20 protein-coding genes and 1 pseudogene are annotated in these 25,734 nt (G+C 69.9%); 10 read left to right on the top strand and 11 right to left on the bottom strand.

Features of this window, described 5'->3' with window-relative positions; translation table 11 throughout:
* Nucleotides 1-163: 163 nt before the first annotated feature.
* A complete protein-coding gene (gene mgrA / locus ACU6WZ_RS08990) occupies nucleotides 164-1,153 on the bottom strand; it encodes an L-glyceraldehyde 3-phosphate reductase (protein ID WP_447033941.1) in 990 nt (329 codons plus the stop codon).
* Between the two features lie 225 nt (nucleotides 1,154-1,378).
* On the opposite strand from mgrA, the gene ACU6WZ_RS08985 reads away from it, so the two are divergent.
* The 5 genes from ACU6WZ_RS08985 (at nucleotide 1,379) to ACU6WZ_RS08965 (ending at nucleotide 7,320) form a co-directional block, all read left to right on the top strand.
* Nucleotides 1,379-2,140, top strand: coding sequence for an isoprenyl transferase (locus ACU6WZ_RS08985; RefSeq protein ID WP_447032588.1), 762 nt, complete (start codon nucleotides 1,379-1,381; stop codon nucleotides 2,138-2,140).
* Between the two features lie 353 nt (nucleotides 2,141-2,493).
* Nucleotides 2,494-3,816: an RNA 5'-3' helicase PhoH2 gene (gene phoH2, locus ACU6WZ_RS08980; RefSeq protein WP_447032587.1), complete on the top strand. Its 1,323-nt coding sequence runs from the start codon at nucleotides 2,494-2,496 to the stop codon at nucleotides 3,814-3,816.
* Between the two features lie 476 nt (nucleotides 3,817-4,292).
* Nucleotides 4,293-5,060 carry an aggregation-promoting factor C-terminal-like domain-containing protein gene (locus tag ACU6WZ_RS08975; protein ID WP_447032586.1) on the top strand — a complete coding sequence of 256 codons (768 nt, stop codon included), beginning with the start codon at nucleotides 4,293-4,295 and terminating at the stop codon, nucleotides 5,058-5,060.
* A gap of 197 nt (nucleotides 5,061-5,257) precedes the next feature.
* On the top strand, nucleotides 5,258-6,595 hold the full coding sequence (locus ACU6WZ_RS08970; protein ID WP_447032585.1) for an AI-2E family transporter: 1,338 nt from the start codon (nucleotides 5,258-5,260) through the stop codon (nucleotides 6,593-6,595).
* The gene (locus tag ACU6WZ_RS08965; RefSeq protein WP_447032584.1) at nucleotides 6,592-7,320 is read left to right on the top strand and encodes a hypothetical protein; all 729 of its coding nucleotides are present in this window, start codon (nucleotides 6,592-6,594) and stop codon (nucleotides 7,318-7,320) included. The genes ACU6WZ_RS08970 and ACU6WZ_RS08965 overlap by 4 nt, the downstream gene beginning before the upstream one ends.
* Before the next feature lie 74 nt (nucleotides 7,321-7,394).
* Here the strand turns inward: ACU6WZ_RS08965 and ACU6WZ_RS08960 are convergent, their stop codons facing one another.
* Both ACU6WZ_RS08960 and ACU6WZ_RS08955 read right to left on the bottom strand, forming a co-directional pair.
* Complete coding sequence (locus ACU6WZ_RS08960) at nucleotides 7,395-7,928, bottom strand: alkyl hydroperoxide reductase (RefSeq protein ID WP_214920191.1); 534 nt, start codon at nucleotides 7,926-7,928, stop codon at nucleotides 7,395-7,397.
* 3 nt (nucleotides 7,929-7,931) lie between these two features.
* Nucleotides 7,932-8,486, bottom strand: coding sequence for a peroxiredoxin (locus ACU6WZ_RS08955; protein ID WP_447032583.1), 555 nt, complete (start codon nucleotides 8,484-8,486; stop codon nucleotides 7,932-7,934).
* Between the two features lie 132 nt (nucleotides 8,487-8,618).
* Between ACU6WZ_RS08955 and ACU6WZ_RS08950 the strand changes: the two genes are divergently transcribed.
* Nucleotides 8,619-9,572: a hydrogen peroxide-inducible genes activator gene (locus ACU6WZ_RS08950; RefSeq protein ID WP_447032582.1), complete on the top strand. Its 954-nt coding sequence runs from the start codon at nucleotides 8,619-8,621 to the stop codon at nucleotides 9,570-9,572.
* 93 nt (nucleotides 9,573-9,665) lie between these two features.
* Here the strand turns inward: ACU6WZ_RS08950 and ACU6WZ_RS08945 are convergent, their stop codons facing one another.
* Nucleotides 9,666-9,926 (bottom strand): type II toxin-antitoxin system antitoxin, encoded by a 261-nt coding sequence (locus ACU6WZ_RS08945; RefSeq protein WP_447032581.1) that lies wholly within the window; start codon nucleotides 9,924-9,926, stop codon nucleotides 9,666-9,668.
* Complete coding sequence (locus tag ACU6WZ_RS08940) at nucleotides 9,923-10,816, bottom strand: SPFH domain-containing protein (RefSeq protein WP_447033939.1); 894 nt, start codon at nucleotides 10,814-10,816, stop codon at nucleotides 9,923-9,925. Before ACU6WZ_RS08940 ends, ACU6WZ_RS08945 begins: the two co-directional genes overlap by 4 nt.
* 349 nt (nucleotides 10,817-11,165) lie before the next feature.
* Here ACU6WZ_RS08940 and ACU6WZ_RS08935 point away from each other — a divergent pair, with 349 nt between their 5' ends.
* A complete protein-coding gene (locus tag ACU6WZ_RS08935; RefSeq protein ID WP_447032580.1) occupies nucleotides 11,166-13,520 on the top strand; it encodes a transglycosylase domain-containing protein in 2,355 nt (784 codons plus the stop codon).
* 88 nt (nucleotides 13,521-13,608) lie between these two features.
* Here ACU6WZ_RS08935 and ACU6WZ_RS08930 read toward each other — a convergent pair whose 3' ends face one another.
* From ACU6WZ_RS08930 to ACU6WZ_RS08915, 4 genes and pseudogenes are all read right to left on the bottom strand, one after another.
* Nucleotides 13,609-15,072 (bottom strand): catalase, encoded by a 1,464-nt coding sequence (locus ACU6WZ_RS08930; RefSeq protein WP_447032579.1) that lies wholly within the window; start codon nucleotides 15,070-15,072, stop codon nucleotides 13,609-13,611.
* A 180-nt stretch (nucleotides 15,073-15,252) separates the two neighbouring features.
* A complete protein-coding gene (locus ACU6WZ_RS08925) occupies nucleotides 15,253-17,109 on the bottom strand; it encodes a SpoIIE family protein phosphatase (RefSeq protein ID WP_447032578.1) in 1,857 nt (618 codons plus the stop codon).
* Nucleotides 17,110-17,476: 367 nt separating this feature from the next.
* A pseudogene (fomD, locus tag ACU6WZ_RS08920) lies at nucleotides 17,477-18,157 on the bottom strand (cytidylyl-2-hydroxypropylphosphonate hydrolase); the annotation flags it as partial.
* A 34-nt stretch (nucleotides 18,158-18,191) separates the two neighbouring features.
* On the bottom strand, nucleotides 18,192-19,586 hold the full coding sequence (locus tag ACU6WZ_RS08915; protein WP_447032577.1) for a class II fumarate hydratase: 1,395 nt from the start codon (nucleotides 19,584-19,586) through the stop codon (nucleotides 18,192-18,194).
* Nucleotides 19,587-19,700: 114 nt separating this feature from the next.
* Here ACU6WZ_RS08915 and ACU6WZ_RS08910 point away from each other — a divergent pair, with 114 nt between their 5' ends.
* On the top strand, nucleotides 19,701-21,239 hold the full coding sequence (locus ACU6WZ_RS08910; RefSeq protein ID WP_447032576.1) for a ricin-type beta-trefoil lectin domain protein: 1,539 nt from the start codon (nucleotides 19,701-19,703) through the stop codon (nucleotides 21,237-21,239).
* Nucleotides 21,240-21,422: 183 nt separating this feature from the next.
* Here ACU6WZ_RS08910 and ACU6WZ_RS08905 read toward each other — a convergent pair whose 3' ends face one another.
* Nucleotides 21,423-23,099 carry a fumarate hydratase gene (locus ACU6WZ_RS08905; RefSeq protein WP_447032575.1) on the bottom strand — a complete coding sequence of 559 codons (1,677 nt, stop codon included), beginning with the start codon at nucleotides 23,097-23,099 and terminating at the stop codon, nucleotides 21,423-21,425.
* Between the two features lie 172 nt (nucleotides 23,100-23,271).
* Here ACU6WZ_RS08905 and ACU6WZ_RS08900 point away from each other — a divergent pair, with 172 nt between their 5' ends.
* A complete protein-coding gene (locus tag ACU6WZ_RS08900; protein WP_447032574.1) occupies nucleotides 23,272-23,976 on the top strand; it encodes a DUF1707 SHOCT-like domain-containing protein in 705 nt (234 codons plus the stop codon).
* Nucleotides 23,977-24,145: 169 nt separating this feature from the next.
* Nucleotides 24,146-24,514: a WhiB family transcriptional regulator gene (locus ACU6WZ_RS08895; protein ID WP_447032573.1), complete on the top strand. Its 369-nt coding sequence runs from the start codon at nucleotides 24,146-24,148 to the stop codon at nucleotides 24,512-24,514.
* Nucleotides 24,515-24,593: 79 nt separating this feature from the next.
* Here the strand turns inward: ACU6WZ_RS08895 and glpX are convergent, their stop codons facing one another.
* Nucleotides 24,594-25,625, bottom strand: coding sequence for a class II fructose-bisphosphatase (gene glpX, locus ACU6WZ_RS08890; protein WP_447032572.1), 1,032 nt, complete (start codon nucleotides 25,623-25,625; stop codon nucleotides 24,594-24,596).
* Nucleotides 25,626-25,734: the final 109 nt, after the last annotated feature.

Below are 25,734 nucleotides of genomic sequence, written 5' to 3'. Positions count from 1 at the left end.
GAAGGGTTATGGTGGAAACCCCCCCTCGGGCCGGTCCGTATCCCCCCACGGACCGGCCCGTTTTTTTGTCCGGATGCTGCCGGGCGATGCTGCCGGGCCCGGCCAGGCCCGAGTCGGCTCAGCCGGAGCAGGCCCGAGCCGCCCGGAGCAGGCCCAGCCGAAGTCAGCCCCGACCGGCCCAGATGTTCGTCCCCTCGGTGTCCACCGCGAAGGTGTCGATCTCCTTCAGCTCCGCTTCGGTCAGGGCCGGCGCGCCCAGCGCCGCGACGTTCTCGTCCAACTGCCGCACGCTCGACGCCCCGATCAGCGCCGACGTCATCCGCGGGTCGCGCAGCACCCACGACAGCGCCAGCTGCGCCAGCGACTGTCCGCGCCGCTGCGCGATGTCGTTCAGCCCGCCCAGGCGCCGCACGACCTCATCCGACAGCAGGCCCGGGTCCAGCGACTTGCCCTGCGTGGCCCGCGAGCCCTCCGGGATGCCCTTCAGGTACTTCCCGGTGAGCAGTCCCTGCGCCAGCGGCACGAAGGAGATGCAGCCCATGCCCGCCGTCTCCAGGGTGTCCAGCAGGCCGTCGTCCTCGGTCCAGCGGTTGATCATCGAGTACGAGGGCTGGTGGATCAGCGCCGGTACGCCCATCTCCTTGAGCAGCGCGGCCGCCTCGGCGGTCTGCTCCGCGTTGTACGAGGAGACGCCGGCGTACAGCGCCTTGCCCTGCTGCACGGCGGACGCCAGCGCGCCCATCGTCTCCTCGAGCGGGGTCTCCGGGTCGAAGCGGTGCGAGTAGAAGACGTCGACGTAGTCGAGCCCCATCCGTGCCAGGGACGCGTCCAGCGAGGACAGCAGGTACTTGCGCGAGCCCCACTCGCCGTACGGGCCGGGGTGCATCAGGTAGCCGGCCTTGGTGGAGATGACCAGCTCGTCGCGGTACGGCGCGAAGTCCTGCGCGAAGAGCTTGCCGAAGTTCAGCTCGGCCGACCCGGCGGGCGGGCCGTAGTTGTTGGCGAGGTCGAAGTGGGTGACGCCGAGGTCGAACGCGCGGCGCAGGATCGCGCGCTGCGCGTCGAGCGCCTTGTCGTCGCCGAAGTTGTGCCAGAGGCCGAGAGAGATCGCGGGCAGCTTCAGTCCGCTGCGGCCGGTGCGCCGGTACTCCATGGAGTCGTAGCGGTCGTCGGCGGCGCGGTAGGAGGAGGAATCAGTCACATTCCCCTGCTTATCACGGACTTGTGACAGGACTTGTGACAGACCGGGTTGGGTGCCTGAGGCGCCCGCCCAGTAGTGTGTCAGCTTCGGGCCTGCACGTGTACGGAGGGAACCACCGCGCGTGCCGACCGGCCCCGGGGGACGACCGACCCGCACGATGCCATGAGGTGAGACCCAGTGAACCTGCGCGACCTGGTGTACAGGCTCTACGCACGCAGGGTGGAAGGCCGCCTCGATCACGACCAGGTGCCCAAGCACATCGGGGTCATCCTCGACGGCAACCGGCGCTGGGCGAAGGCATCGGGCGGCACCACGGAGCAGGGCCACAAGGCGGGTGCCAGCAAGATCCAGGAGCTGCTCGGCTGGTGCGCCGAGACGGACGTCGAGGTCGTGACGCTCTGGATGCTGTCCACCGAGAACCTGGATCGCCCCGAGGCGGAGCTGACGCCGCTGCTCGGCATCATCGAGGGTGCGGTGCGCGACCTCGCCGCCGACGGCCGCTGGCGGGTGCACCACGTCGGGACGCCGGACGTGCTGCCCGCCCGTACCCAGTCCGTACTCAAGGAGGCCGAGCAGGCCACGAACGGCAACGACGGAATACTCGTCAACGTCGCCGTGGGCTACGGAGGCCGCCAGGAGATCGCCGACGCGGTGCGTTCGCTGCTGCTGGAGCACGCGGAGAGGGGGACCTCGCTTGAGGAGGTCGCCGAGATCGTCGACGTCGAACACATCTCCGAGCATCTCTACACGCGCGGCCAGCCCGACCCGGACCTGGTGATCCGCACGAGCGGTGAGCAGCGGCTCTCCGGCTTCATGCTGTGGCAGAGCGCCCACTCGGAGTACTACTTCTGCGAAGTCTTCTGGCCCGCTTTCCGCAAGGTCGACTTCCTGCGCGCCCTGCGCGACTACGCGGCCCGGCACCGGCGCTACGGGGCCTGACGGCCGGGCCGTACCAGGCCTGACGGCCGCGGCCGGTGCCCGCGCGCGGGCACCGGAACGGCCCCCGGGCGCACTACCGGCGCGCTCCCGGTCCACGAGGTGTCATATGCCATGGCATGGCGGCGCGTGTTCGAGGGAATACCCCTTCCAGGTCGACGTCCGGTCCACGGACGCCGTATCTCAGTGAGCGGCAGGTCCGCTCGCCCGGGAGGCCCTTTGCACCAGGACGACCACGCGCTGAGCGTGGACGAGGCACAGGGCCGGAGTTCGGCCCTCGCATGGTGGCCCGAGCCCGGCCCCAACGCCCGCGACGCCGTCGCACCCCTACCTCAGCCGAGGGGGTCTGTCCTTCCGTGGTGACCAGCAACAAGCGCCGCATGCCCGACAGGCGCACTTACGTTCTCGACACCAGCGTCCTGCTGGCCGACCCGAACGCCATGTCCCGCTTCGACGAGCACGAGGTTGTGCTGCCGATCGTCGTGGTCACGGAGTTGGAGGCCAAAAGGCACCATCCGGAACTCGGCTACTTCGCCAGGCAGGCCCTGCGCCTGCTCGACGACTGCCGCGTCAGGTACGGCCGGCTCGACGCGCCCATCCCCATGGGCGAGCTGGGCGGCACGCTCCGTGTCGAGCTCAACCACTCCGATCCCGGCGTGCTCCCGGCCGGCTATCGATTGGGGGACAACGACTCCCGGATCCTCGCGGTCGCACGCAATCTCCAGGCCGAGGGCTTCGACGTGACCGTCGTGTCGAAGGATCTGCCGCTGCGGATCAAGGCATCGTCGGTCGGCCTGCTCGCCGAGGAGTACCGCGCCGAGCTCGCCATCACCGACTCCGGCTGGACCGGCATGGCGGATCTGCAACTGACCGCCGAGCAGGTCGACCTGCTCTACACCGAGGAGACGGTGTACGAACCGGCGGCGGCCGACATGCCCGTCCACACCGGTCTGGTGATCCAGTCGGAGCGCGGCAAGGCGCTCGGCCGGGTCACCGCCGACGGCATGGTCAAACTCGTACGCGGCGACCGCGAGGCGTTCGGCATCCACGGGCGCAGTGCCGAGCAGCGCATCGCGCTCGACTTGCTCCTCGACCCCGAGGTCGGCATCGTCTCGATGGGTGGCCGGGCCGGCACCGGCAAGTCGGCGCTGGCGCTCTGCGCGGGGCTTGAGGCGGTGCTGGAGCGCCAGCAGCACAAGAAGGTGATGGTCTTCCGGCCGCTGTACGCCGTGGGCGGGCAGGAGCTCGGCTATCTGCCCGGCTCCGAGTCCGAGAAGATGAGCCCCTGGGCGCAGGCGGTCTTCGACACGCTGTCGGCCGTGGCGGGCCGCGAGGTGATCGAGGAGGTGCTGGGGCGCGGCATGCTCGAAGTGCTGCCGCTGACGCACATCCGGGGCCGCTCGCTGCACGACGCGTTCGTCATCGTGGACGAGGCCCAGTCGCTGGAACGGAACGTCCTGTTGACCGTTCTGTCCCGCATCGGGGCGAATTCGCGGGTCGTTCTGACCCACGATGTCGCGCAGCGCGACAACCTCAGGGTGGGCCGGTACGACGGAGTGGTCGCCGTCGTCGAGAAGTTGAAGGGCCATCCGCTGTTCGCGCACGTCACCCTCACCCGCTCGGAGCGTTCGCAGATCGCGGCGCTCGTGACCGAAATGCTGGAGGATGTAGCCCGCTGAGAGGTCTAGGGGCTCTGGGAGCTCTGGGAGCTCTGGGAGCTCTGGGAGTTCTGGGAGCTTTGACAGCTCCGAGACGCATCACCCCTTAGCGGGTGAAAGGCAGTTGGCGCCGCCCGGCGAAGCGCAAGATTCTAGCCGGGCGGCGCCGTGCTGCACATAGGATTCCCCAAAACGGGTGGTGTAAAGGGCATGTGAGCTTTCCCACGCAACGCAGAATTGCTTCCCGGCGTCCGCTTCCGGCAGAGTCTTGCTTCCGTCAGGCCCCGCATACGGCACACCCGCACCACGCAAGGTGCAGCACCACACAACTCAACAGCCGTCGCCGTATGCCGCCCGAGTCACTACGCGGCGCTCCCGCAAAGGAGTTGCCCACCGGGTCCGTGCCTCCCGAGACCCAGCAATGGGGGGAGGCCAGCGCCAGGGGCACGATTGCGTCCGCGAGGTCACCCGAGCGGGCACTGCTGGAAGGAAACCGTGTGAGCCGGATTTCGGTCCGGGGATTCGCCGTGGCTTCGGCTACCGCGGTCACCACTGTCGGCGCCGTTGTGGGCGTCGCCTCGGGCGACACTCAGCCCTCGAACGACACGTTCGAGGCGACCGCAGCCGACACGACGCTCCTCGCAGACATCCCTGCCGGCCAGCAGGCCCAGGTGCAGACCGCGTCCCTGACGCAGCAGGCCGACGCACAGGCCTTTGCAGCGGACGCGACCGCGAAGAAGTCCGCGGAGGAATCGGCCCGTATTCAGGCCGCCAAGGACGCCAAGGCCAAGAAGGAATCGGCCGAGGCCAAGGTCGAGGCCAAGGTCGAGGCCGAGAAGAAGGCAGCCGAAGAGGCAGCCGAAGAGAAAGCCAAGGCCGCAGAAGAGGCCAAGGAGCGCGAGGCGGAGCAGAAGGCCGCCGTCAGCCGCTCCGCGAAGCGTGACGCGTCGAGCTTCTCTCCGCAGAGCTCGTACTCCGTCGCCGAGGTCCAGGCGATGGCGCGGCAGATGGTCCCCGGCGACCAGTTCCAGTGCTTCAGCAACATCGTGAACCACGAGTCCACGTGGAACTACCGGGCGAGCAACCCGTCTTCGGGTGCCTACGGTCTCGTCCAGGCGCTGCCCGGCTCCAAGATGTCGTCCGCGGGCGCCGACTGGCAGACGAACCCGGCCACCCAGATCAAGTGGGGCCTCAGCTACATGGACGAGCGTTACGGCAGCCCGTGCGGCGCCTGGTCGTTCTGGCAGGCCAACAACTGGTACTAGTACCAGCCGTACGCACAACCGCTCAGAGCCCTTCGCCGTCCTACGGCGAGGGGCTTTGCGGCGTGTACGGTCGGATGCGACGTCTCCCCGGGGGAGGCCGACAGGGCAGAAGAGAGAGCGACATGTCACCAGAGGCGCAGCCACACTCGCAGCCGGAGCAGCAGCCGCAGTCTGAGGGGGGTGGTTTGCTCGGCCGGATGGGCGCCGGACTGACCCGAATAGGAGCTCGGTTGAACGAGCGCCGGGCCGACGACGAGGACAGCCACGACGGCCCGCACGGCCGCACGGGGCACGACGGCGGTCAGCCCAACGGCTCCCCGGACCACGTTCCCGCGCCGCCCGACTACGCCCCGGCCGTCTCCGCCAGGCCCGACCCGGCGGCCGCCGTGCCGTGGGGCGTGCGGGTCGCCGCCGAGGCCGGCTGGCGGCTGCTCGTACTGGCGGGCACGCTCTGGGTGCTGATGAAGGTGATCAGCGCCGTACAGCTGGTGGTCCTCGCCTTCGTCGCGGCCCTGCTGGTCACCGCGATGCTCCAGCCGACCGTCGCGCGGCTGCGGCGGCTGGGACTGCCGCGCCCCCTGGCCACCGCCGTCACAGCGGTCCTCGGCTTCGTCATCATGGGCCTGGTCGGCTGGTTCGTGGTGTGGCAGGTCATGGAGAACGCCGACATCCTCTCCGAGCGGGTCAAGGACGGCATCGAGGAGCTCAAGCGCTGGCTGCTCAACAGCCCGTTCCATGTGACCGAGTCGCAGATCAACGACCTCGCGGATAACCTGAGCGACGCGGTCGGCACCAACACCGAATCCATCACCTCGGCGGGCCTCCAGGGCGTCACGGTCGTCGTCGAGGTGCTGACCGGGATGCTGCTCGCGATGTTCTCGACGCTCTTCCTGCTGTACGACGGCAAGCGCATCTGGCACTGGACGCTCAAGCTGGTGCCCGCCCAGGCCCGCCCCGGTGTCGCGGGCGCCGGGCCGCGCGCGTGGCGCACCCTCACGGCGTACGTGCGGGGCACGGTGATCGTCGCCATGATCGACGCGATCTTCATCGGCCTCGGCCTGTACTTCCTCGAAGTGCCGCTCGCTGTGCCGCTCGCGGTGTTCATCTTCCTGTTCGCCTTCATCCCGCTGGTCGGCGCCGTGGTGTCGGGGGCGCTGGCCGTGGTCGTCGCGCTCGTCACCCAGGGCGTGGGCACGGCGCTGCTGGTGGTGATCGTCGTACTCGCGGTGCAGCAGCTGGAAGGACACGTGCTGCAGCCCTTCATCCTCGGTCGCGCGGTGCGCGTCCATCCGCTGGCCGTCGTCCTCGCCGTCGCGGTGGGCGGGCTGGTCGCCGGGATCGGCGGCGCGGTGGTCGCGGTGCCGCTGGTGGCGGTGATCAATACGGTGGTCGGCTACCTGCGCCGGTACAGCGAGGAGACGGCCATGCGGGCCGCTCCGGTACAGCAGACAGTGGTCACCAAGACGGCGGTGACGACGGCGTCGGTTGCCCCTGTGGCCGGCGCGCCGGTGGAGCGCCCGGCGGGCGGGGAGTGATCTCCGAGCCGGAGCTGGTGGGGGGCCTTCCCATCGGGGAGCCGCCCGAGACCCTGACCGGCGAGCGGGCACCTTCGTCGCCGCGCGGCCGCCGGCCGTGGCTGTGGGCGGCCGGCGGCGCCCTGTGCGCCTCGGCGCTGTGGGCGGGCGGGCTGTACGCGGCCGGCTCGGAACCGGGGGTGGACACGCGGGGGTACACGGTCGGGGAGGGGCTGTGCGAGAAGGCCGAACTGGCGGCGCTGGGGCTGAGCCTGGGGAAGCGGTCGCGGTCGTACGAGCCGTTCGAGGTGACCACTGAGCACGCCGCTCTGGACACGGCCACCTGCACCGTGAGCTTCGTGCCGACGAAGCCCCCGAAGAAGGGGTGGATGGTGACCTACGAAGTCCAGCTGGCGGCGGAACTGCACAAAAAGGCCGACCCGGAGCCGGAGTTCGAGGCCCTCGCCAGCCGCCCCGACTGGGGAAACGCGCTGTCTCCCCAGCCGCAGGAAGTCCCTGGGCTGGGAGACAGGGCGCTGCTCATCCCCCCGGCCGCCGAATACGAAGGCCCGACGCTGAAGGTCCTGGACGGGGGCGCGGTGCTGGAGATCAAGGTCACCCCCGGGACCGAATCCAACGGGGGCGAGGACCAGACCGACGAGGAACCACCCCAGCCGGACCTCTCGGCGCTGCCGTCCCTCATGGCCGAGGACATCCGCGATCTCATGGCCGCGCTCAAGCGCTGAGACGCGGGTACGTACGAAGGGAGGGCCCGGCAGACATCGCGTCTGCCGGGCCCTCCCTTCGTACGTACTGCTGACTACTCGGCCAGAACGGCCTCGGAGTCGAGGGTCACGCCGACCGCCTGGATCACAGCGGCGATCTTGAACGCTTCCTGAATGGTGTCGCGCTCGACACCCGCCTTGCGCAGGACCTGCTCGTGCGAGTCCAGGCACTGGCCGCAGCCGTTGATCGCGGAGACCGCGAGCGACCACAGCTCGAAGTCGACCTTCTCGACGCCCGGGTTGCCGATGACGTTCATCCGCAGGCCGGCGCGCAGCGTCCCGTACTCCGGGTCGGAGAGCAGGTGGCGCGTGCGGTAGAAGACGTTGTTCATCGCCATGACCGCGGCAGCGGACTTGGCGGCGGTGTACGCCTCCGCGGACAGGTTGGCCTTCGCCTCGGGCTCCAGTTCACGCAGCACCTTCGGCGAGCGCGAGGCGATCGCGCAGGCCAGGACGGTGCCCCACAGCTGCTGCTGCGGGAGGTCACTGTTGCCGATGACCGAGCCGAGGTTCAGGCGCAGGTCCTTTGCGTAGTCCGGTACGGCGGACTTCAGCTCGTCGAGGGCCATGGGTCACTCACCGGCCAGCAGCGCGACCGGGTCGAGGGTGTTCTCGCCCTTGGTCCAGTTGCAGGGGCACAGCTCGTCGGTCTGCAGGGCGTCGAGGACCCGCAGGACCTCCTTGGGGTTACGGCCCACGGAGCCGGCGGTCACCATCGTGAACTGGATCTCGTTGTTCGGGTCGACGATGAAGACGGCGCGCTGCGCGAAGCCGTCCTCGCCCTCGATGCCGAGGTCACGCATGAGCTCGTGCTTCGAGTCGGCCAGCATCGGGAACGGCAGGTCGGTCAGGTCCGGGTGGTCCTTGCGCCAGGCGTGGTGCACGAACTCGGAGTCACCGGAGAAGCCGAGGATCTGCGCGTCACGGTCGGCGAACTCGTCGTTCAGCTTGCCGAAGGCGGCGATCTCGGTGGGGCAGACGAAGGTGAAGTCCTTCGGCCACGCGAAGACCACACGCCACTTGCCCTCGAAGGACTTGTGGTGGATCTGTTCGAACTCGTTACCGGTCTCCAGGGAAACGCAGGCAGTGAGGTCGTACGTGGGGAACTGGTCACCAACAGTGAGCACGCGCTCTCCTTGCATTGTGGGAAATTCCGTTACGGGAGTTTCCTGGGGGTTGGACGGATCCCCACAGTGACACAGCACGTATTGATCGCAGAAATAGCTAGACTGGCTTGATTCGATCGGAGGTGCCTATCAGTGGCCGTGACCAACCGGGCCAGGCAGCCGAGCCTGGCGCAGCTGCGCGCCTTCGCGGCAGTGGCCGAACATCTGCACTTCAGGGACGCGGCCGCCGCGATCGGAATGAGCCAGCCGGCGCTCTCGGGCGCGGTGTCCGCCCTGGAGGACACGCTGGAGGTGCAGCTCGTCGAGCGTACGACGCGCAAAGTACTGCTGTCACCGGCCGGCGAGCGCCTCGCGGTGCGGGCCAGGGCGGTGCTGGAAGCGGTGGGGGAGCTGCTGGAGGAGGCGGAGGCGGTACGGGCGCCCTTCACCGGGGTGCTCAGGCTGGGGGTGATCCCGACGGTGGCGCCGTATCTGCTGCCGACGGTGCTCACCCTCGTACACGAGCGGTATCCGGAACTGGACCTCCAGGTGCACGAGGAGCAGACGTCATCGCTGCTGGAGGGGCTCGCCGCGGGGCGCCTCGACCTGCTGCTGCTCGCGGTGCCGCTGGGGATGCCGGGGGTGGCCGAAATCCCCCTGTTCGACGAGGACTTCGTACTGGTCACACCGCGGGGTCACTGGCTGGGCGGGCGCGAGGACATCGCGCGCGAGACGCTGGGCGAGCTGCATCTGCTGCTGCTCGACGAGGGCCACTGCTTGCGCGACCAGGCGCTGGACATCTGCCGTGAGGCGGGCCGCACCGAGGGCGCGCCCGTGACGACGACCGCCGCCGGGCTGTCGACGCTGGTGCAGCTGGTCGCGGGCGGGCTCGGCGTGACGCTGCTGCCGCGGACGGCGGTGAAGGTGGAGACGGAACGCAACGACCAGTTGGTGACCGGGTACTTCGCGGACCCCGCGCCGTCGCGCCGGGTGGCGCTGGCGGTGCGGACGGGGGCGGCGCGGCAGAGCGAGTTCGAGTCCTTCGCCCAGTCCCTGCGCGAGGCGATGAGGCGGTTGCCTGTGCGGGTGGTGGCCGGGGCGGCGTGAGGGGTGCGGCGGGCTTTCGCCTGCCCGCCCCTTCCCGAAACTGGGGGCAGGCCCCCAGGCCCCCAGGCCCCCGGACGCCCTGCGGGCGTGTCCTCAAACGCCGGACGGGCTTGAGTTGCCGGGTGGCTTCGGGGGCCGCCCCCGGCGCGGGATCGGGCCGGCGGCGCCGGGGAGGCGGCCGTTCTCGGCCAGCGCCCGGCGCAGTACGTACTCGATCTGCGAGTTCGCGCTGCGCAGCTCCTCCGCCGCCCACCGGGCCAGCGCCTCGTGCACCGCGGGATCCAGCCTCAGCAGCACCTGTTTTCGCTGCTGCCGAGGCTGCCCCGGCTCCGGCGGCCGCGCGTCGTCCGTCACTGGTAGAGCGTGCCCGTGTTGAGGACCGGCTGCGCGGCCCGGTCGCCGCACAGCACCACCATCAGGTTGCTGACCATCGCCGCCTTGCGGTCCGGGTCGAGTTCGACGATGTCCTGCTCGGCGATCCGGTGCAGCGCCATCTCGACCATTCCGACCGCGCCCTCGACGATCTGCTTGCGGGCCGCGACCACCGCCCCGGCCTGCTGCCGCTGCAGCATCGCCGACGCGATCTCGGGGGCGTACGCGAGGTGCGTGAAGCGGGACTCGATGATGTGGACGCCCGCCGCCTCCACCCGCGCGTGCAGCTCGACCGCCAGCTTCTCGGTGATCTCCTCGGCGTTGCCCCGCAGCGACAGGCCGTCCTCCTCATGGGCGTCGTACGGGTACTCGATCGCGATGTGGCGCACCGCCGCCTCGGTCTGCGTGGCCACGAACTCCAGGAAGTCGTCCACCTCGAACGTCGCCTGCGCGGTGTCCTCCACCTTCCACACCACGACGGCGGCCAGCTCGATCGGGTTGCCGTACGCGTCGTTGACCTTGAGCACCGCGGTCTCGTGGTTGCGGATCCGGGTCGAGATCTTGGAGCGGGTCGTCAGCGGGTTGACCCAGCGCAGGCCGTCGGTGCGGATCGTGCCCCGGTAGCGGCCGAAGAGCTGGACGACCCTGGCCTCGCCCGGCGCGACCATGTTGAGGCCGCACATCGCCAGGAAGGCGGCGAACGCGAGAACGATGCCGGCGACGATCAGGGCCACCTTCGGCCCGGTCGAGGTGAACGTCGCCCCGGTGGCGATCAGTCCGGCCCCCGCGAGCAGACCGAGGAGGCCGAGCAGCAGGGCGAGGCCGCCCGCGATGCTGTGCGCGGCGCTCTCGCGGACCCGCGGGGCGGGCATCTCGGGCAGATCGGTCGGCGGTGCGGTGCCGGTGGTGCCGGCGGTGTTGCTGGTGCCGGTAGTGCTGGTGCTGCGCATGGTGGTCCCCCGTATCGGTGCTGGTCACGCACGGTTCGGTGCGGTCTCCAGTCGGCTCGTACCGTCTAGCAAAATGATATCACTTTCTTGAGAACCGTAAACCCGTGCGAGCCTGCTCGCAACCCTCGGGCCCTCTCGGGAGTCGGTTCCAGAGAGGCGGGTGCTGATTCTCACGTACGGAAAAGACCGGATCGGCAGCCCTTTGTCCGCAGGTGCGGTGTTAGCTTTCGGAGCTGATGTCCGGGGGCTCGATGAGCGGAGTTGCGCAGCGATGGGCCGAGCAGAAGCACGACAGGACCGGAAGCGTGGTGCGCGCCGGGCGAAGAAGGCGGGAGGCAGACGCCGCTTCTTCTCCTGGCGCAAAGTGCTGGGCGCCTTCTTCGGGCTCTGCCTGGTCCTCATGGGCGTGTTCGTGGCGCTGTACATCTGGGTGCCCGTGCCCGAGGCCAACAAGCAGGCGAAGCTGCAGAGCAACGTCTACAAGTACAGCGACGGCGAGATCATGGCCCGCAGCGGCAAGGTCAACCGCGAGATAGTCGAGCTGGACAAGATACCCGGGGACGTCCAGACCGCCTTCGTCGCCGCCGAGAACCAGAACTTCTACGAGGACTCCGGCGTCGACTTCAAGGGCACCGCCCGCGGCCTGCTGAACACCGTCACCGGCAAGGGCAAGCAGGGTGGCTCCACCATCACCCAGCAGTACGTCAAGAACTACTACCTCACCCAGGACCAGACCATCAGCCGCAAGCTGAAGGAGCTGGTGATCTCGATCAAGGTGGACCGCCAGGACGACAAGTCGGAGATCCTGGCCGGCTACCTCAACACCAGCTACTTCGGCCGCGGCGCCTACGGCATCCAGGCCGCCGCCCAGGCCTACTACGGCGTCGACGCGAAGAAGCTGACCGTCGAGCAGGGCGCCTACCTCGCGGCGCTGCTCCAGGCCCCCAGTCAGTACGACTGGGCGTCCGCCGGCCCGACCGGCAAGAAGCTGGTGGTGGAGCGCTTCGGCTACGTACTCGACAACATGGTCGAGATGGGCGAGCTGGACCAGGGTGAGCGCGCCGCGCTGAAGTTCAGGAAGCCGCAGAGCCCCAAGGCCGCCGCCGGCATGGAGGGGCAGGCCGGCTACATGGCCGAGGCCGCCGCGGCCGAGCTGGAGAAGCGGGGCGTCAGCAAGTCCGACATCGACGCCGGCGGCTGGACGATCACGCTCAACATCGACAAGAAGCGCCAAGAGGCGCTGGAGAAGGCGGTCGACCGCCAGCTGGAGTCCAAGCTCGACCGCAAGAAGAACAAGGTCGACGCGACCCTCCAGGCCGGCGCCACCTCGGTCGACCCGAAGACCGGTGAGGTCGTCGCGATGTACGGCGGTGAGGACGCCACCAAGCACTGGACGTCCAACGCCACCCGCTCCGACTACCAGCCGGCCTCGACGTTCAAGCCGGTCGTTCTGGCGTCGGCGCTGGACAGCAACGCGAAGACCCAGGACGGCACGCCGATCACGCCCAGCACGATCTACGACGGCACCAGCAAGCGCCCCGTCGAGGGCAGCCCCACGCCGTTCAATCCGCAGAACGACCTGGGCAAGAGCTACGGCCCCATCCCCGTCCAGACGGCCATGAACAAGTCGGTCAACTCCGTCTTCGCGCAAATGCTCGTGGACGTCGGCCCCGGCCGCGTCAAGGAGACTGCGCTGAGCATGGGCATGGCTGACAAGGGCGGCTTCGACGAGCGTCCCGCGATGTCGCTGGGCGTGATGGGCGCCAGCACGATGGACATGGCGAGCGTCTACGCCACGCTCGACAACCACGGCAAGAAGGTCACCCCGACCATCGTGAAGTCCGCCGAGCACAAGGACCGCCCCAACGGCCGGGTCGACCTGCCGAAGCCGGCCGGTGAGCAGGTCGTCAGCCGTTCGACGGCGGACAGCGTGACCAAGGTGCTCACCGGCGTCGTGAAGAGCGGCACGGGCTTTGAGGCGAACAGCCCCAACTACAACGCGGCCGGCAAGACCGGCACCTCGGAGAAGAACCGATCCGCCTGGTTCGTGGGCTACACCCCGGAGATCTCCACCGCGGTCGCCCTCTTCGGTGAGGCGCCGCCGCGGGACGGCGGCAAGCAGGTCTCCCTGGCCGGTACTGCGAACGCCGGCCGCGCTAACGGCGGCGGCTTCCCCGCGAGGATCTGGGCTGACTACACTCTGGGCGCCCTCGGTAACGGCTCCGACGCCGACTTCGACCTGGAGATCGACCAGGACGACGTCTACACGCCGCCGCCGACCAAGGCCCCCGAGCCGAGCCGTGCGCCGACCGAGACCCCCACCACCCCCAGCGCCCCGCCGACCACCCCGACCTCGCCCCCGCCGTCCTCGTCCAGCCCGCCCCCGAGCGAGACACCGCCCAGTGAGTCGGCCGACCCGAGCGACTCGGCCAGCCCGCCGGACGACGGCCTGATCGGCGGGGGCGACGGCGGCGCGGACGGTGGCGCGGACGGTGGCGCGGACGGTGGGGCCGACGGTGGCACGGACGGCGGCTCCGGCTCCGACGGCGGCACCGATGCCGGTACCACCCAGGGCAGCATCGGCGGCGAAGAGCGGCCACCGCGCCGCCCCCGCCCCCGCCCCTGACCCACCAGGGCCGGCGGCCCTGTACATGCTTGTGGCGGACACCCGAAGGTGTCCGCCACAAGCATGTACAGGCAGGGCGGCAGTCGGCTCAGCCGCCGTTGACCTTGGTGGCGATGCGGTCGCCGAGCGCCTTGTCGACATTGCGCCAGTACTGGAGCGCCCGGTCGAGCACCGGCCTGCTCACGGCGTCCAGCAGATGCCCGCTGACGTTCGACGCGAGCCGCTCACGCGCCGCGTCGTCGAGCACCTCGCGGACCATCGTGCCCGGCTGGACGAAGTCGTCGTCCTCGGCGTGCGGCTTGGTCGCCTCGCGCACCAGCTCGCCGGTGGCCTCCCAGCCGGCCGGGTCGCCGAAGCGCCCGAAGTCGGCCGCCGGGCCGCCGTACGAATTCGGGGCGTAGGGCATCGACGCGTTCGACGCCACGTACCGCATCGGGCCGTCCTTGGCGTACGAGTTCACCGGCGAACGCGGCCGGTTCGGCGGCAGCTGCGCGTAGTTCGGGCCGATCCGGTACCGGTGGGTGTCGGGGTACGAGAACAGCCGGCCGAGCAGCATCTTGTCCGGCGACGGGCCGATGCCGGGGACCATGTTCGACGGCTCGAACGCGGCCTGCTCGATGTGGATGAAGTAGTCCTCGGGGTTCTTGTCCAGCGTCATCCGGCCGACATCGATCAGCGGGTAGTCGCCGTGCGGCCACACCTTGGTGAGATCGAACGGATTGAACCGGTAGTCGGCCGCGTCCTCGAACGGCATGACCTGGACCTTGAGGGTCCACGACGGCGCGTTCCCTGACTCGATCGACTCGTACAGGTCGCGGCGGTGCTTGTCCGCGTCCGAACCGGCCAGCTCGTCCGCCTCCGCCTGGGTGAGGTACTCGATGCCCTGGTCGGTCTTGAAGTGGTACTTCACCCAGAACCGCTCGCCGCCCCCGTTGATCCACATGTAGGTGTGGGAGCTGTAGCCGTTCATGTGCCGGTACGTCTTCGGGACACCCCGGTCGCCCATCAGCCAGGTGACCTGGTGCGCCGACTCGGGGGAGAGGGTCCAGAAGTCCCACTGCATGTCGTTGCTGCGCAGCCCGGTGGCCGGGTGGCGCTTCTGCGACCGGATGAAGTCCTGGAACTTGATCGTGTCGCGTACGAAGAAGACCGGTGTGTTGTTGCCGACCAGGTCGTAGTTGCCCTGCTCGGTGTAGAACTTGAGTGCGAAGCCGCGCGGGTCGCGCCAGGTGTCCGGCGAGCCCTGCTCACCCGCGACCGTGGAGAAACGCGCCAGCATTTCGGTCCGTTTGCCCGGCTGGAACAGGTCGGCCTTGGTGAACTGACTGACATCGTTGGTTACTTCGAAGGTGCCGTACGCACCGGAACCCTTGGCGTGGACCACCCGCTCGGGGACCCGTTCGCGGTTGAACTGGGCCATCTTCTCGATGAGGTAGTGGTCCTGCAGCAGGATCGGCCCGTCGCGCCCGACGGTGAGCGAATGCTCGTCGCTCTCCACCGGGATGCCGGCGTTGTTGGTGGTGAATGCAGCCTTCGGGTGTGCTTCGGACACGAGTGTCCTCCCGGGGTGAGGGTGCCGCCTGAGGTATATGGAGCTGTCAGGTCGTTCGGTCCATCGGTGCAGTGCCTATCGGTGCACTGTCCATCAGTGCAGTCAACTCCGCCGACGAGCTGTCGGCAACACCGCCACACTTGGACCGAGTCCAATTCTAGTCCCCCTCCCCGCACAGTCTCAGGTATGAGTAGCGATCTCGAACCAGACCACCTTGCCGGACGACAGCCGCGTCGCGCCCCACCGTCTGGCCAGCCGGTTCACCAGGAAGAGCCCGCGCCCGCCCTCGTCGGTCTCGCGCGCCCGCCGCTGTCGCGGCAGCTGCGGCGAATCGTCGCCGACCTCGCAGCGCAGTACGTCCGTACGCAGCAACCGCAGCGTCACCGGCCGCTCGGCGTACCGCACCGCATTGGTCACCACCTCGCTGACCAGCAGCTCCACCGAATCGCTCAGCTCCTCCAGCCCCCAGCGGGTCAGCGCCCGCCGGGCCAGCCTGCGGGCCCGCCCCGGCGCCTGCTCCTCCGGCTCCAGGAACCAGTACGCGACATCGCTCGGGGCGATCCCATCGAAGCGGGCGGCCAGCAGCGCGATGTCGTCGTCCCGGTCGCCGGGCCCGAGCATGTCGAGCACGTCGTCGCAGAGCGCCTCCAGCGGCGGCGAATGGTCGGGGCCCGTCAGCTGCGCGGTGGCGGCCAGCCGCTCCCGCAGCAGCTCGATGCCCGTCCACACGTCCCGTAGCCGCGACTCCACCAGGCCATCGGTGTAGAGCAGCAGCGTGGCACCCGCCGGGGCGTCCAGCTCGACGGCCTCGAAGTCGACCCCGCCCACCCCGATGGGAGCGCCCGGCGGCACCCGCAGCACCTCCGCGCGCCCGCCCAGGTGCAGCAGTATGGGCGGCGGGTGCCCCGCGTTGGCGATGGTGATCCGGTGCGAGACCGGGTCGTACACGGCGTACAGGCACGTCGCCATGCGGTCCGAGCCCAGGCGCTGCGCCTGCTCGTCGAGGTGGTGCAGCACCTCCTGCGGGGGCAGGTCGAGACCGGCCAGGGTCTGCGCCGTCGTCCGCAGCTGTCCCATGATCGCGGCGGAGGTCATGGAGTGGCCCATGACATCGCCGACGACCAGCGCGACGCGGCTGCCCGGCAGTGGGATCGCGTCGTACCAGTCGCCGCCGACACGGGCCGTCTCGGCGGCCGGCAGATAGCGGGAGGCCAGCTTGACGCCGGTGGGCTGGGGCAGCGAATCGGGCAGCATCGTGCGCTGGAGCTCGTCGGCGATGTATGCCTCACGGCCGTACAGCACCGCCTTGTCGATGCCCAGCGCCGTGTGCGTCGCCAGCTGCGCGGCCACCAGCAGATCGTTCGCCTCGAACGCGGGGCGCTCGGGGCGGCGCAGGAAGACGGCGGCGCCGATCACCCGGCGCCGCCCCCGCAGCGGCGCGAGGACCGCGCGCTGCCCGCCGGGCAGGGCCATGGCCTCGCCCAGCAGCTCGGCCAGCGCCTCCCGCGCGGACGGCGTGTCGCCGAACACCGGACGTACGCCCCGCAGGACCTCAGCCAGCGCCCCGCCGTTGCGCACCTCGCACAGCTGGGGCGCGGGCAGCGGGTCGGGCTGGATGTCCAGCTCCTCCGCGCCCTCGTCGGCTGAACGCAGCCGGTCCGTGCGGCGCAGCCGCAGCATGAACGGCACGGCGGGACGCTCGTCGCCGACCGGCAGCGGGTCGCGGAGATAGACGAGGATCGCGTCGGTGAAGGTCGGTACGGACGCCCGGCACAGGCCGAGCACGATCTCGTCCAGGTCGATGCCACGCGCGATCCGCCGGGTCGCCGCCCCCACGAAACGCAGCCGGTCCCCCTCACCCCTCGCCGCCCCGGCCGGCTCCGGGATCCCCCCGCCGGTGGCGGGGGCGGGCGAGGCCGAGGACGCCGGGCCGGGCACCGCGGCGGGCGCCTGCTCCTGCCGCGGCCGGGTGCGCTCGTGCGGCCGGGCGGCCAGGGGCTGGCTGACTTCGTGCGAGGTGGACTGGTGCTCCGTCACGCGTGGGGTTCCGTCCGTCCGGGGAGCTGACGCGATGTAATCGCTTTGTGTGGCGATATACCCGCTCTGCGGGCGGTCTCGACAAGGCGGCGGCCCCCGAACTTGGCAGATCTGCATTCGGGCACGGCTCCACCCCCCTGAAGTGACATACGGTCAGTTTGAGCTCTGCGGCTACTGATTGCTACTGCTTGCAGGGGCCACTGTCTTGCGGAGGACGATCCTACGTTTGACCCATGGGGGTGTATCAAGGGTCTCACGGAGCCACATGATCCGACGATGCCTCCGTCGACTGAGCAGCCCGAGCAGCCGGAGCAGCCCGAGCAGCCGGGGCGACGGGAGCGGCCGGAGCAGCCCGAGCGGCCGACGGAGCCGGCGGAGGCACCGGAGCGCGGTCCCAGTCCTCGGGCAGCCGGGGCACACCCCACCGCGGGTCGGGCCGCCAGTGCTCCCAGCCGTCGCGGAACGGTGTCCCCCACGCGGTGATCAGCTCGACCGCCGCGCGCCCCGCCTCCTGTACGTGCCGGACCTGGGCGGCGTTCAGCAGTCCCACCCGGCGGGCCTGCTCGAACTCGTCCTCGTCCAGCCACTGCCAGGCCCGGTCGGGGTGCACGGCGATGTCCAGGAAGTGGTCCTCGGAGTCGACCCCGCCCGACCAGCGGGCCAGCGGCTCCTCCAGGTTCACGTACCAGTTCTTGAACCGCCAGCCGCGCTCCCAGAACAGCCACACCGACCACGGCTCGTCCGGCCGCGCCAGTTTCAGCACGCCCGCACCCCACCAGCGCGAGGTGGTCGTGGTGCGCGGGGCCGTGTACCGGGTCGCGAGGGGCTCCTCGTGCACGGGCGTCCCGTCGGCGAGCACCGGGCGCACGCACTGGGTGCCCGGTGCCATCCACACCGCGAGGAGTTCGTCGGTGTCGCTGACCACCGTGACCGGACGGCAGATGTGGATCCGGTCGGACGCGTTCTCGCGGTACCGCCACAGGATGTGGTCCCCCGGCGCCCAACGCGCCCCGCCCGCCCCGCCCGCACCACCCGCCGTGTCTGTCATGAGCAGATCTTAGGGTGGCGGCGGACGGGCGGATTCAGGGACGCGTCATGCGCAGCACGTCCAGCGCCTCGTCGAGCTGCGCCTCGGTGAGGTCGCCCCGCTCGACGTACCCGGAATCCAGCACGACTTCGCGGATGGTACGGCGCTCGGCCAGCGACTTCTTGACGACCTTCGCGGCCTCTTCGTAGCCGATGTACTTGTTGAGCGGGGTGACAACGGACGGCGACGACTCGGCGTACTCGCGGGCCCGTTCGGCGTTCGCCGTGATCCCGTCGATCGCACGGTCGGCCAGCAGCCGGGACGCGTTGGCGAGCAGCCGCACGGACTCCAGCAGATTCTTGCCGATCACCGGGAGCATGACGTTCAGCTCGAAGTTGCCCGCTGCGCCGGCCACCGCGACCGTCGTGTCGTTGCCCGTGACCTGAGCGGCGACCATCAGCACGGCTTCCGGAATGACCGGATTGACCTTTCCGGGCATGATCGACGAGCCGGGCTGAAGGTCGGGAAGGCTGATCTCGGCCAATCCTGTGCGCGGCCCCGACGCCATCCAGCGCAGGTCGTTGCAGATCTTGGTCAGGGAGACCGCGATCGTACGGAGCTGGCCGGACGTCTCGACGAGACCGTCCCGCGCGCCCTGCGCCTCGAAGTGGTCGCGCGCCTCGGTGAGCGGCAGGCCGGTGGTGCGGGCGACCTCGGCGATGACGGCGGCCGAGAAGCCCGGTGGGGTGTTGATGCCGGTGCCCACGGCCGTACCGCCGAGGGGGAGTTCTGCCAGGCGGGGCAGGGAGGCACGCAGGCGCTCGACGCCGTACCTGACGGCCGCCGCGTAGCCGCCGAACTCCTGGCCCAGGGTGACGGGGGTGGCGTCCATCAGGTGCGTACGACCCGACTTGACGACGTCCGCGAACTCGCCGGACTTGCGCTCCAGGGCGGCGGCGAGGTGGTCGAGGGCCGGGATCAGGTCGCCGGTGACGGCGGCGGTCGCCGCGATGTGGATGGACGAAGGGAAGACGTCGTTGGACGACTGCGAGGCGTTGACGTGGTCGTTGGGGTGGACGGGGCTGCCGAGGCGCTCGGTGGCCAAAGTGGCGACGACCTCGTTCATGTTCATGTTGGAGGACGTGCCGGAGCCGGTCTGGAAGACGTCGACCGGGAAGTGCTCGTCCCAGCGCCCCCGCGCGACCTCGTCCGCCGCTTCCCGGACGGCCTGCGCGATCTCCTGGTCGAGTACGCCGAGTTCGGCGTTGACCTGGGCCGCGGCCGCCTTGATCCGGGCCAGGGCCTCGATGTGCGCGCGCTCCAGGCGCTGCCCGGAGACGGGGAAGTTCTCCACCGCACGCTGGGTCTGCGCCCGCCACTTGGCGTGGGCGGGCACGCGTACCTCACCCATCGAGTCGTGCTCGACGCGGTGGCTGTCGTCGGTCGTCATGGTCACGTACCTCCTCGTGCTCGTGAAAAGTTGAGCAGTTGTCTTGTTCTGCGTATTCCCAAGTCGCCTACTGGCCAGTAAATACCGGTGGTACCAACAACCCGGGGAGGCGCAATGCAGCGCACACGACTCAGACTCCGCTCCACAGTCGCGGCCGCCGCCGCACTGGCGGTGGCCGTCGCAGGCCTGACGGTCACCGGCCCCGCCGCGGCGGCCGATTCGCCGAGACCACCGGCGGCGAGGGGCACCGTATCCACCCCCCTGCCGGCCGAACTGGAAGCGGTCCGCGCGGCCGAGGCGGCCAAGCTCTATGGTGACCCTGCCGAACGGCCGATGGACCAGCGCAAGAGCGGGCTGATCTCGCTCGGCGACAGTGAGATCTCCGGTGAGGGAGTCGGCACCTACGAACCCGGCACGAACGGCCCCGACAACTGGTGCCACCGCTCGCCGGACTCCGCGATCCACCGCACCGGCATCGCCGCCGACGTCACGTACAACGTCTCGTGCTCGGGCGCGTACACCGGAAACATCCGGATCGGCGGCAGCAAGCAGTACGCCGACGAACTCGTGCAGAGCGACAACCTGGCGATCAAGGCCCGCAACACCCGGATCAAGATGGTCCTGCTGGTCGCCGGCGCCAACGACGACCTGCAGTTCGGCCCGGTCATGACGGACTGCGTCACCCGCTACATCCTCCTCCAGGGCCCGTGCGAGCCGAAGTACGCAGGCGGCTGGCAGGCGCGCGTCGACGCGCTGGTCCCCAAGGTCGAGCAGACCGTGCGGGACCTGCGCACCACGATGCGCGGCGCGGGGTACGCCGACGGCGACTACAAACTCGTCGTGATGGGCTACCCGAGCCCCATCGGCCCCGACTTCCGCGACAACCCGGGCTTCCCCGGCAAGCTGATCTGCGGCGGTCTCGGCTACGACGCCGACACCGTCTGGGGCCGCAACAGCGCAGTCCCGGCCTTCGAGCGCGGCATGCGCGCGGCGGCGGCGACCACCGGGGCCACCTACCTCGACAACTCCCGCCTCTTCCACGGCCACGAGGTCTGCATGGACGACAGCTGGGCCCGCGGTCTTTACGTCGACCTCACCAACCCCTTCCCGCCGGACGCCAACTCGGTACGGCAGTCCTTCCACCCCAACGCCAAGGGCCACGGCGCCTTCGCGTCCTGCCTCACCCAGCTGTACGACTCGGGGCGGCGCGAGGCCAGTTGCGCCGACCCGGCGAGCACGGGCAAGCCGGTGCTGGAGGCACTCGCCTGGGACGACGTGTTCGAGCCACTGCGCAACGAGGCCACCGGCAGCTGCGTCGACGTACCGGACTCGGTCACGCGTAACGGCACCAAAGCGGGCGGCTGGGACTGCAACGGCGGGCGCAACCAGGGCTGGTGGCACGACAGCGTGCGCAAGTCGCTGCACACCGAGCTGACGCAGGACCGCTGCCTGGACGTGCCGGGCGGGGACTACAGGGCGGGCGTGGGCCTGGTTCTGTGGAACTGCTCGGGCGCGGCGAACCAGCGGTTCGTGCGCGACGGCGCGACGATTCGCCCCGCGGCTGCGACGGGGCTCTGCGCGACCCTGGCCGCGCCGAAGGACCCGCTCCGTCTCCAGCCGTGTACGGACGCGCCGAACCAACGCTTCGCCTAGAAGCTGCTGCCCATGGGGCTCCGCCCCGGATCCCGGACGCCCTTCGGGCGTGTCCTCAATCGCCGGACGGGCTGGATTACCGCCCGTAGGGCTGGACGTGCCGCTTGCGGCAGTCTCCGGCCCCTCCGGCGCTTGAGGAGCGGGGTCCGGGGGTTGGAGCCCCGCACGCGCCGAGCCGCCCCGCTAAACCAGCCCCGGGCCCCGCACCGGGATCGACGTGAACGTCGGGGCCGGGGCCGGCTCGGTGAAGAAGTCGTTGCCCTTGTCGTCGACCACGATGAACGCCGGGAAGTCCTCCACCTCGATCCGCCAGACCGCCTCCATGCCCAGCTCCTCGTACTCGACGACCTCGACCTTCTTGATGCAGTCCTGCGCGAGCCGCGCCGCCGGCCCCCCGATCGACCCGAGGTAGAAACCGCCGTGCGCGCCGCACGCGTCGGTGACCTGCTTGCTGCGGTTGCCCTTGGCGAGCATGACCTTGGAACCGCCCGCCGCCTGGAACTGCTCGACGTAGGAGTCCATCCGCCCCGCCGTCGTCGGCCCGAAGGACCCGGACGCGTAACCCTCCGGGGTCTTGGCCGGGCCCGCGTAGTACACCGGGTGGTTCTTCAGGTACTGCGGCATGTCCTCGCCCGCGTCCAGCCGCTCCTTGATCTTCGCGTGCGCGATGTCGCGGGCGACGACGAGCGGGCCGGTGAGCGAGAGCCGGGTCTTGACCGGGTACTTGGTGAGCTCGGCGAGGACCTCGTCCATCGGCCGGTTCAGGTCGACGCGTACGACGTCACCGGCGTCGGCCGATTCGCCGAGGTGTTCGTCCGTCGTGTCCGGCAGGAACCGCGCCGGGTCCGTCTCCAGCTGCTCCAGGAAGACACCCTCGGCGGTGATCTTGGCGACCGCCTGCCGGTCCGCCGAGCAGGACACCGCGATCGCCACCGGCAGCGAGGCCCCGTGCCGAGGCAGCCGCACCACGCGCACGTCGTGGCAGAAGTACTTGCCGCCGAACTGCGCGCCGATGCCGATCTTCTGCGTCAGCTCGAAGACCTTCTCCTCCAGCTCCTTGTCGCGGAAGCCGTGGCCGGTGGGCGAGCCCTCGGCGGGCAGCTCGTCGAGGTAGTGCGCGGAGGCGTACTTCGCGGTCTTCAGCGCGAACTCGGCCGAGGTGCCGCCGACCACGATCGCCAGGTGGTACGGCGGGCACGCGGCCGTGCCGAGCGAGCGGATCTTCTCCTCCAGGAACTTCATCATGGAGGCCTCGTTGAGGACCGCCTTCGTCTCCTGGTAGAGGAAGGACTTGTTGGCCGAGCCGCCGCCCTTCGCCATGAAGAGGAACTTGTAGGCGCCGCCGTCGGTCGCGTACAGCTCGATCTGCGCGGGCAGGTTCGAGCCGGTGTTCTTCTCCTCCCACATGTTCAGCGGGGCCATCTGCGAGTAGCGCAGGTTGAGCTGGGTGTACGCGTCGAAGATGCCGTGCGACAGAGCTTCCTCGTCGCGGCCTTCCGTGAGGACGTTCTGGCCGCGCTTGCCCATGACGATCGCCGTGCCGGTGTCCTGGCACATCGGCAGCACGCCGGCCGCCGCGATGTTCGCGTTCTTCAGCAGGTCGAGGGCGACGAACTTGTCGTTGGACGACGCGTCGGGGTCGTCGATGATCCGGCGCAGCTGGGCGAGATGCGCGGGCCGCAGGTAATGCGAGATGTCGTGCATCGCCTCGGCGGCGAGGGTGCGCAGCGCCGCGGGGTCGACCTTGAGGAACGTACGGCCGTCCGCCTCGAAGGTGGCGACACCGTCGGCCGTCACCAGGCGGTACGGCGTGGTGTCCTCTCCCAGCGGGAGCAGATCGGAGTACGCAAATTCTGGCATTACGGCCATTCCTCACTCGGCAGACGGCGACTGGCCTCCATTGGCGCAGCGCGCCCACCAGCGTAAGACGCCGGGGGAGAGCCCGGTCTGTGAGGTAAGGCTCAGTTGCAGCCCGCAGCCCGCAGCCCGCAGCCCCTAGTCGCGATCTATCGCGTTTGGGTACGCTGGGGTGGTGGACCTCGAAAAGAAGCACTCAGCGGCCCCCGGCCGCGGTCACCCCCAGCAGCCGACCGCCCCCGCGGTGCCCGCCGAGCCCGCCATCCGTGCGTCCGACGCGGACCGTGACCGGATCGCGGACATCCTGCGCGAAGCCATGGCCGAGGGCCGGCTGACGGCCGAGGAGCACTCGGAGCGCATCGACTCGGTCTACCGCGCCAAGACCGTCGCCGAGCTGGAGCCGCTCGTCCAGGACCTGCCCGGGTCCGGCGGCGGCCCCAGGCGAGAGCCGGCCTCGGCGGCGTACGACCCGGACGCGGGCTCGGGGCCGGTCTCGGCTGAGAACCTGGTCGCCGTCTTCAGCAGCTCGACGCGCAAGGGCCGGTGGCGCATCGGCCGCCGGACGAACGCCTTCGCGCTCTTCGGCAGCGTCGAGATCGACCTCACCGAGGCGCTCTTCGGACAGCGGCTGACCGTGATCAACGCGACCTCGATCTTCGGCAATGTCGAGGTGCGCGTCCCCGAGAACATCACGCTGCGCGGCAGCGGCACCGGGATCTTCGGGAACTTCGAGGTGAACACCCTGGAGGCGAGCGACCCCGAGGCCCCGGTCGTGGTGGTCAACGGTTACTCGGTCTTCGGCAACATCGAGGCCAAGCCCAAGCGCGGCAAGCGGATCGCGGACCTCCAGGACCGCATGCGCAAACACCTCGGGCACTGAACCGGGCGCCGAGGCGTGCGTCGGTCATACGTGACTCGTACGTCAGTCGTAGGGCGGGCGCACGACCGGCGCACGGATGCGCATGGGAACTCTGTGCATAGGCCTACGCACAGCGGGTAGGGACTGCTGCATCGCTGCTCGCTCCCGAAGCCGTCGTCAGGAGTAGACCGTGCTGCCTTCGCCGCATCAGTCCCTGCAGGTCGCCGCCGTCCCGCCACAGCGTGCGCCGGCGCGGGAGCAGGCCGGCCCCTGGCACACGGAGGCGGTGTGCCGCCGGGACGAAGCCGGCCTGTTCTTCGCCCCGTCGAAGGAGCCGACGGCCGCGCGGCTGGCGCGGGAGGAATCGGCGAAGCGGGTCTGCGCACGATGCCCCGTGATGGTCGAGTGCCGGGAGCACGCGCTGCTCCAGCCCGAGCCGTACGGCGTCTGGGGCGGCCTGACGGCGGCCGAGCGCCGGGTGGTGCTGGCCCGGCGCAGGCGCCGTGAGATGGAGCTGGGCCAGGCCGCGCAGACGGACCAGATCGCCGCAGCCGGCTGACCCCGCCGTACGGGGCCGAGAACGAGTACGAGGCGGCACCCCACGAGCGTGGGGCGCCGCCTCGTACTCGTTGCCGCTGCTACTTCGCGCGGTCGAAGTCGATGGCGCTGTACGCGCGCAGCTTCGAGAGGCGGTGCGTCGAGTCGATCTGGCGGATCGTGCCCGACTTGGAGCGCATCACCAGGGACTGTGTGGTGGCGGTCTCGGCGCGGTAGCGGACACCGCGCAGCAGTTCGCCGTCCGTGATTCCGGTGGCGACGAAGAACACGTTGTCGCCGCTGACCAGGTCGTTCGTGTGCAGTACGCGGTCGAGGTCGTGGCCCGCGTCGAGCGCGCGCTGACGCTCGGCGTCGTCCTTGGGCCACAGTTTGCCCTGGATCGTGCCGCCCAGGCACTTTATGGCGCAGGCCGAGATGATGCCCTCAGGCGTACCGCCGATGCCCATGAGCAGGTCGACGCCGGTGCCTTCGCGCACCGCCATGACCGAACCCGCGACGTCGCCGTCGGAGATGAACTTGATGCGGGCGCCCGTCTCGCGGATCTCCTTGACGATGCCCTCGTGCCGGGGGCGGTCGAGGATGACCACGGTGACGTCGTCGGGGGTCGAGTTCTTCGCCTTGGCGACCCGGCGGATGTTGACCGAGACGGGGGCGTTGATGTCGACGAAGTCGGCGGCCTCGGGGCCGGTGACGAGCTTGTCCATGTAGAAGACCGCGGACGGGTCGAACATGGTGCCGCGGTCGGCGGCGGCGAGCACGGCGATGGCGTTCGGCATGCCCTTGGCGTTGAGCGTGGTGCCGTCGATCGGGTCGACGGCGATGTCGACCTCGGCCCCGGTGCCGTCGCCGACGTGCTCCCCGTTGAAGAGCATCGGGGCTTCGTCCTTCTCGCCTTCACCGATGACGACGATGCCGTTCATCGACACGGTCGAGACGAGTGTCCGCATGGCCTTCACCGCTGCGCCGTCCGCGCCGATCTTGTCACCGCGGCCGACCCACCGCCCGGCGGCCATGGCGGCGGCCTCGGTGACCCGCACGAGCTCCAGGGCCAGGTTGCGGTCGGGGGCCTCGGGAGAGACCTCGAGCTGAGACGGAAGATGGTGCTCGGTCATCGGAGCGCACCTTTCTGTACGGCGACGGCCGGAGTAAAGAGGGTGCTGCCGACTCTATCCGTACGTCGACAAAATGAGCAGAGCGGGTCACGTATGAGCGGCATATCGG

It is taken from the genome of Streptomyces hypolithicus (assembly GCF_052934925.1).
The sequence above is the reverse complement of the archived record's forward strand: the minus strand, read 5'-3'. Positions and strand labels throughout refer to the sequence as shown.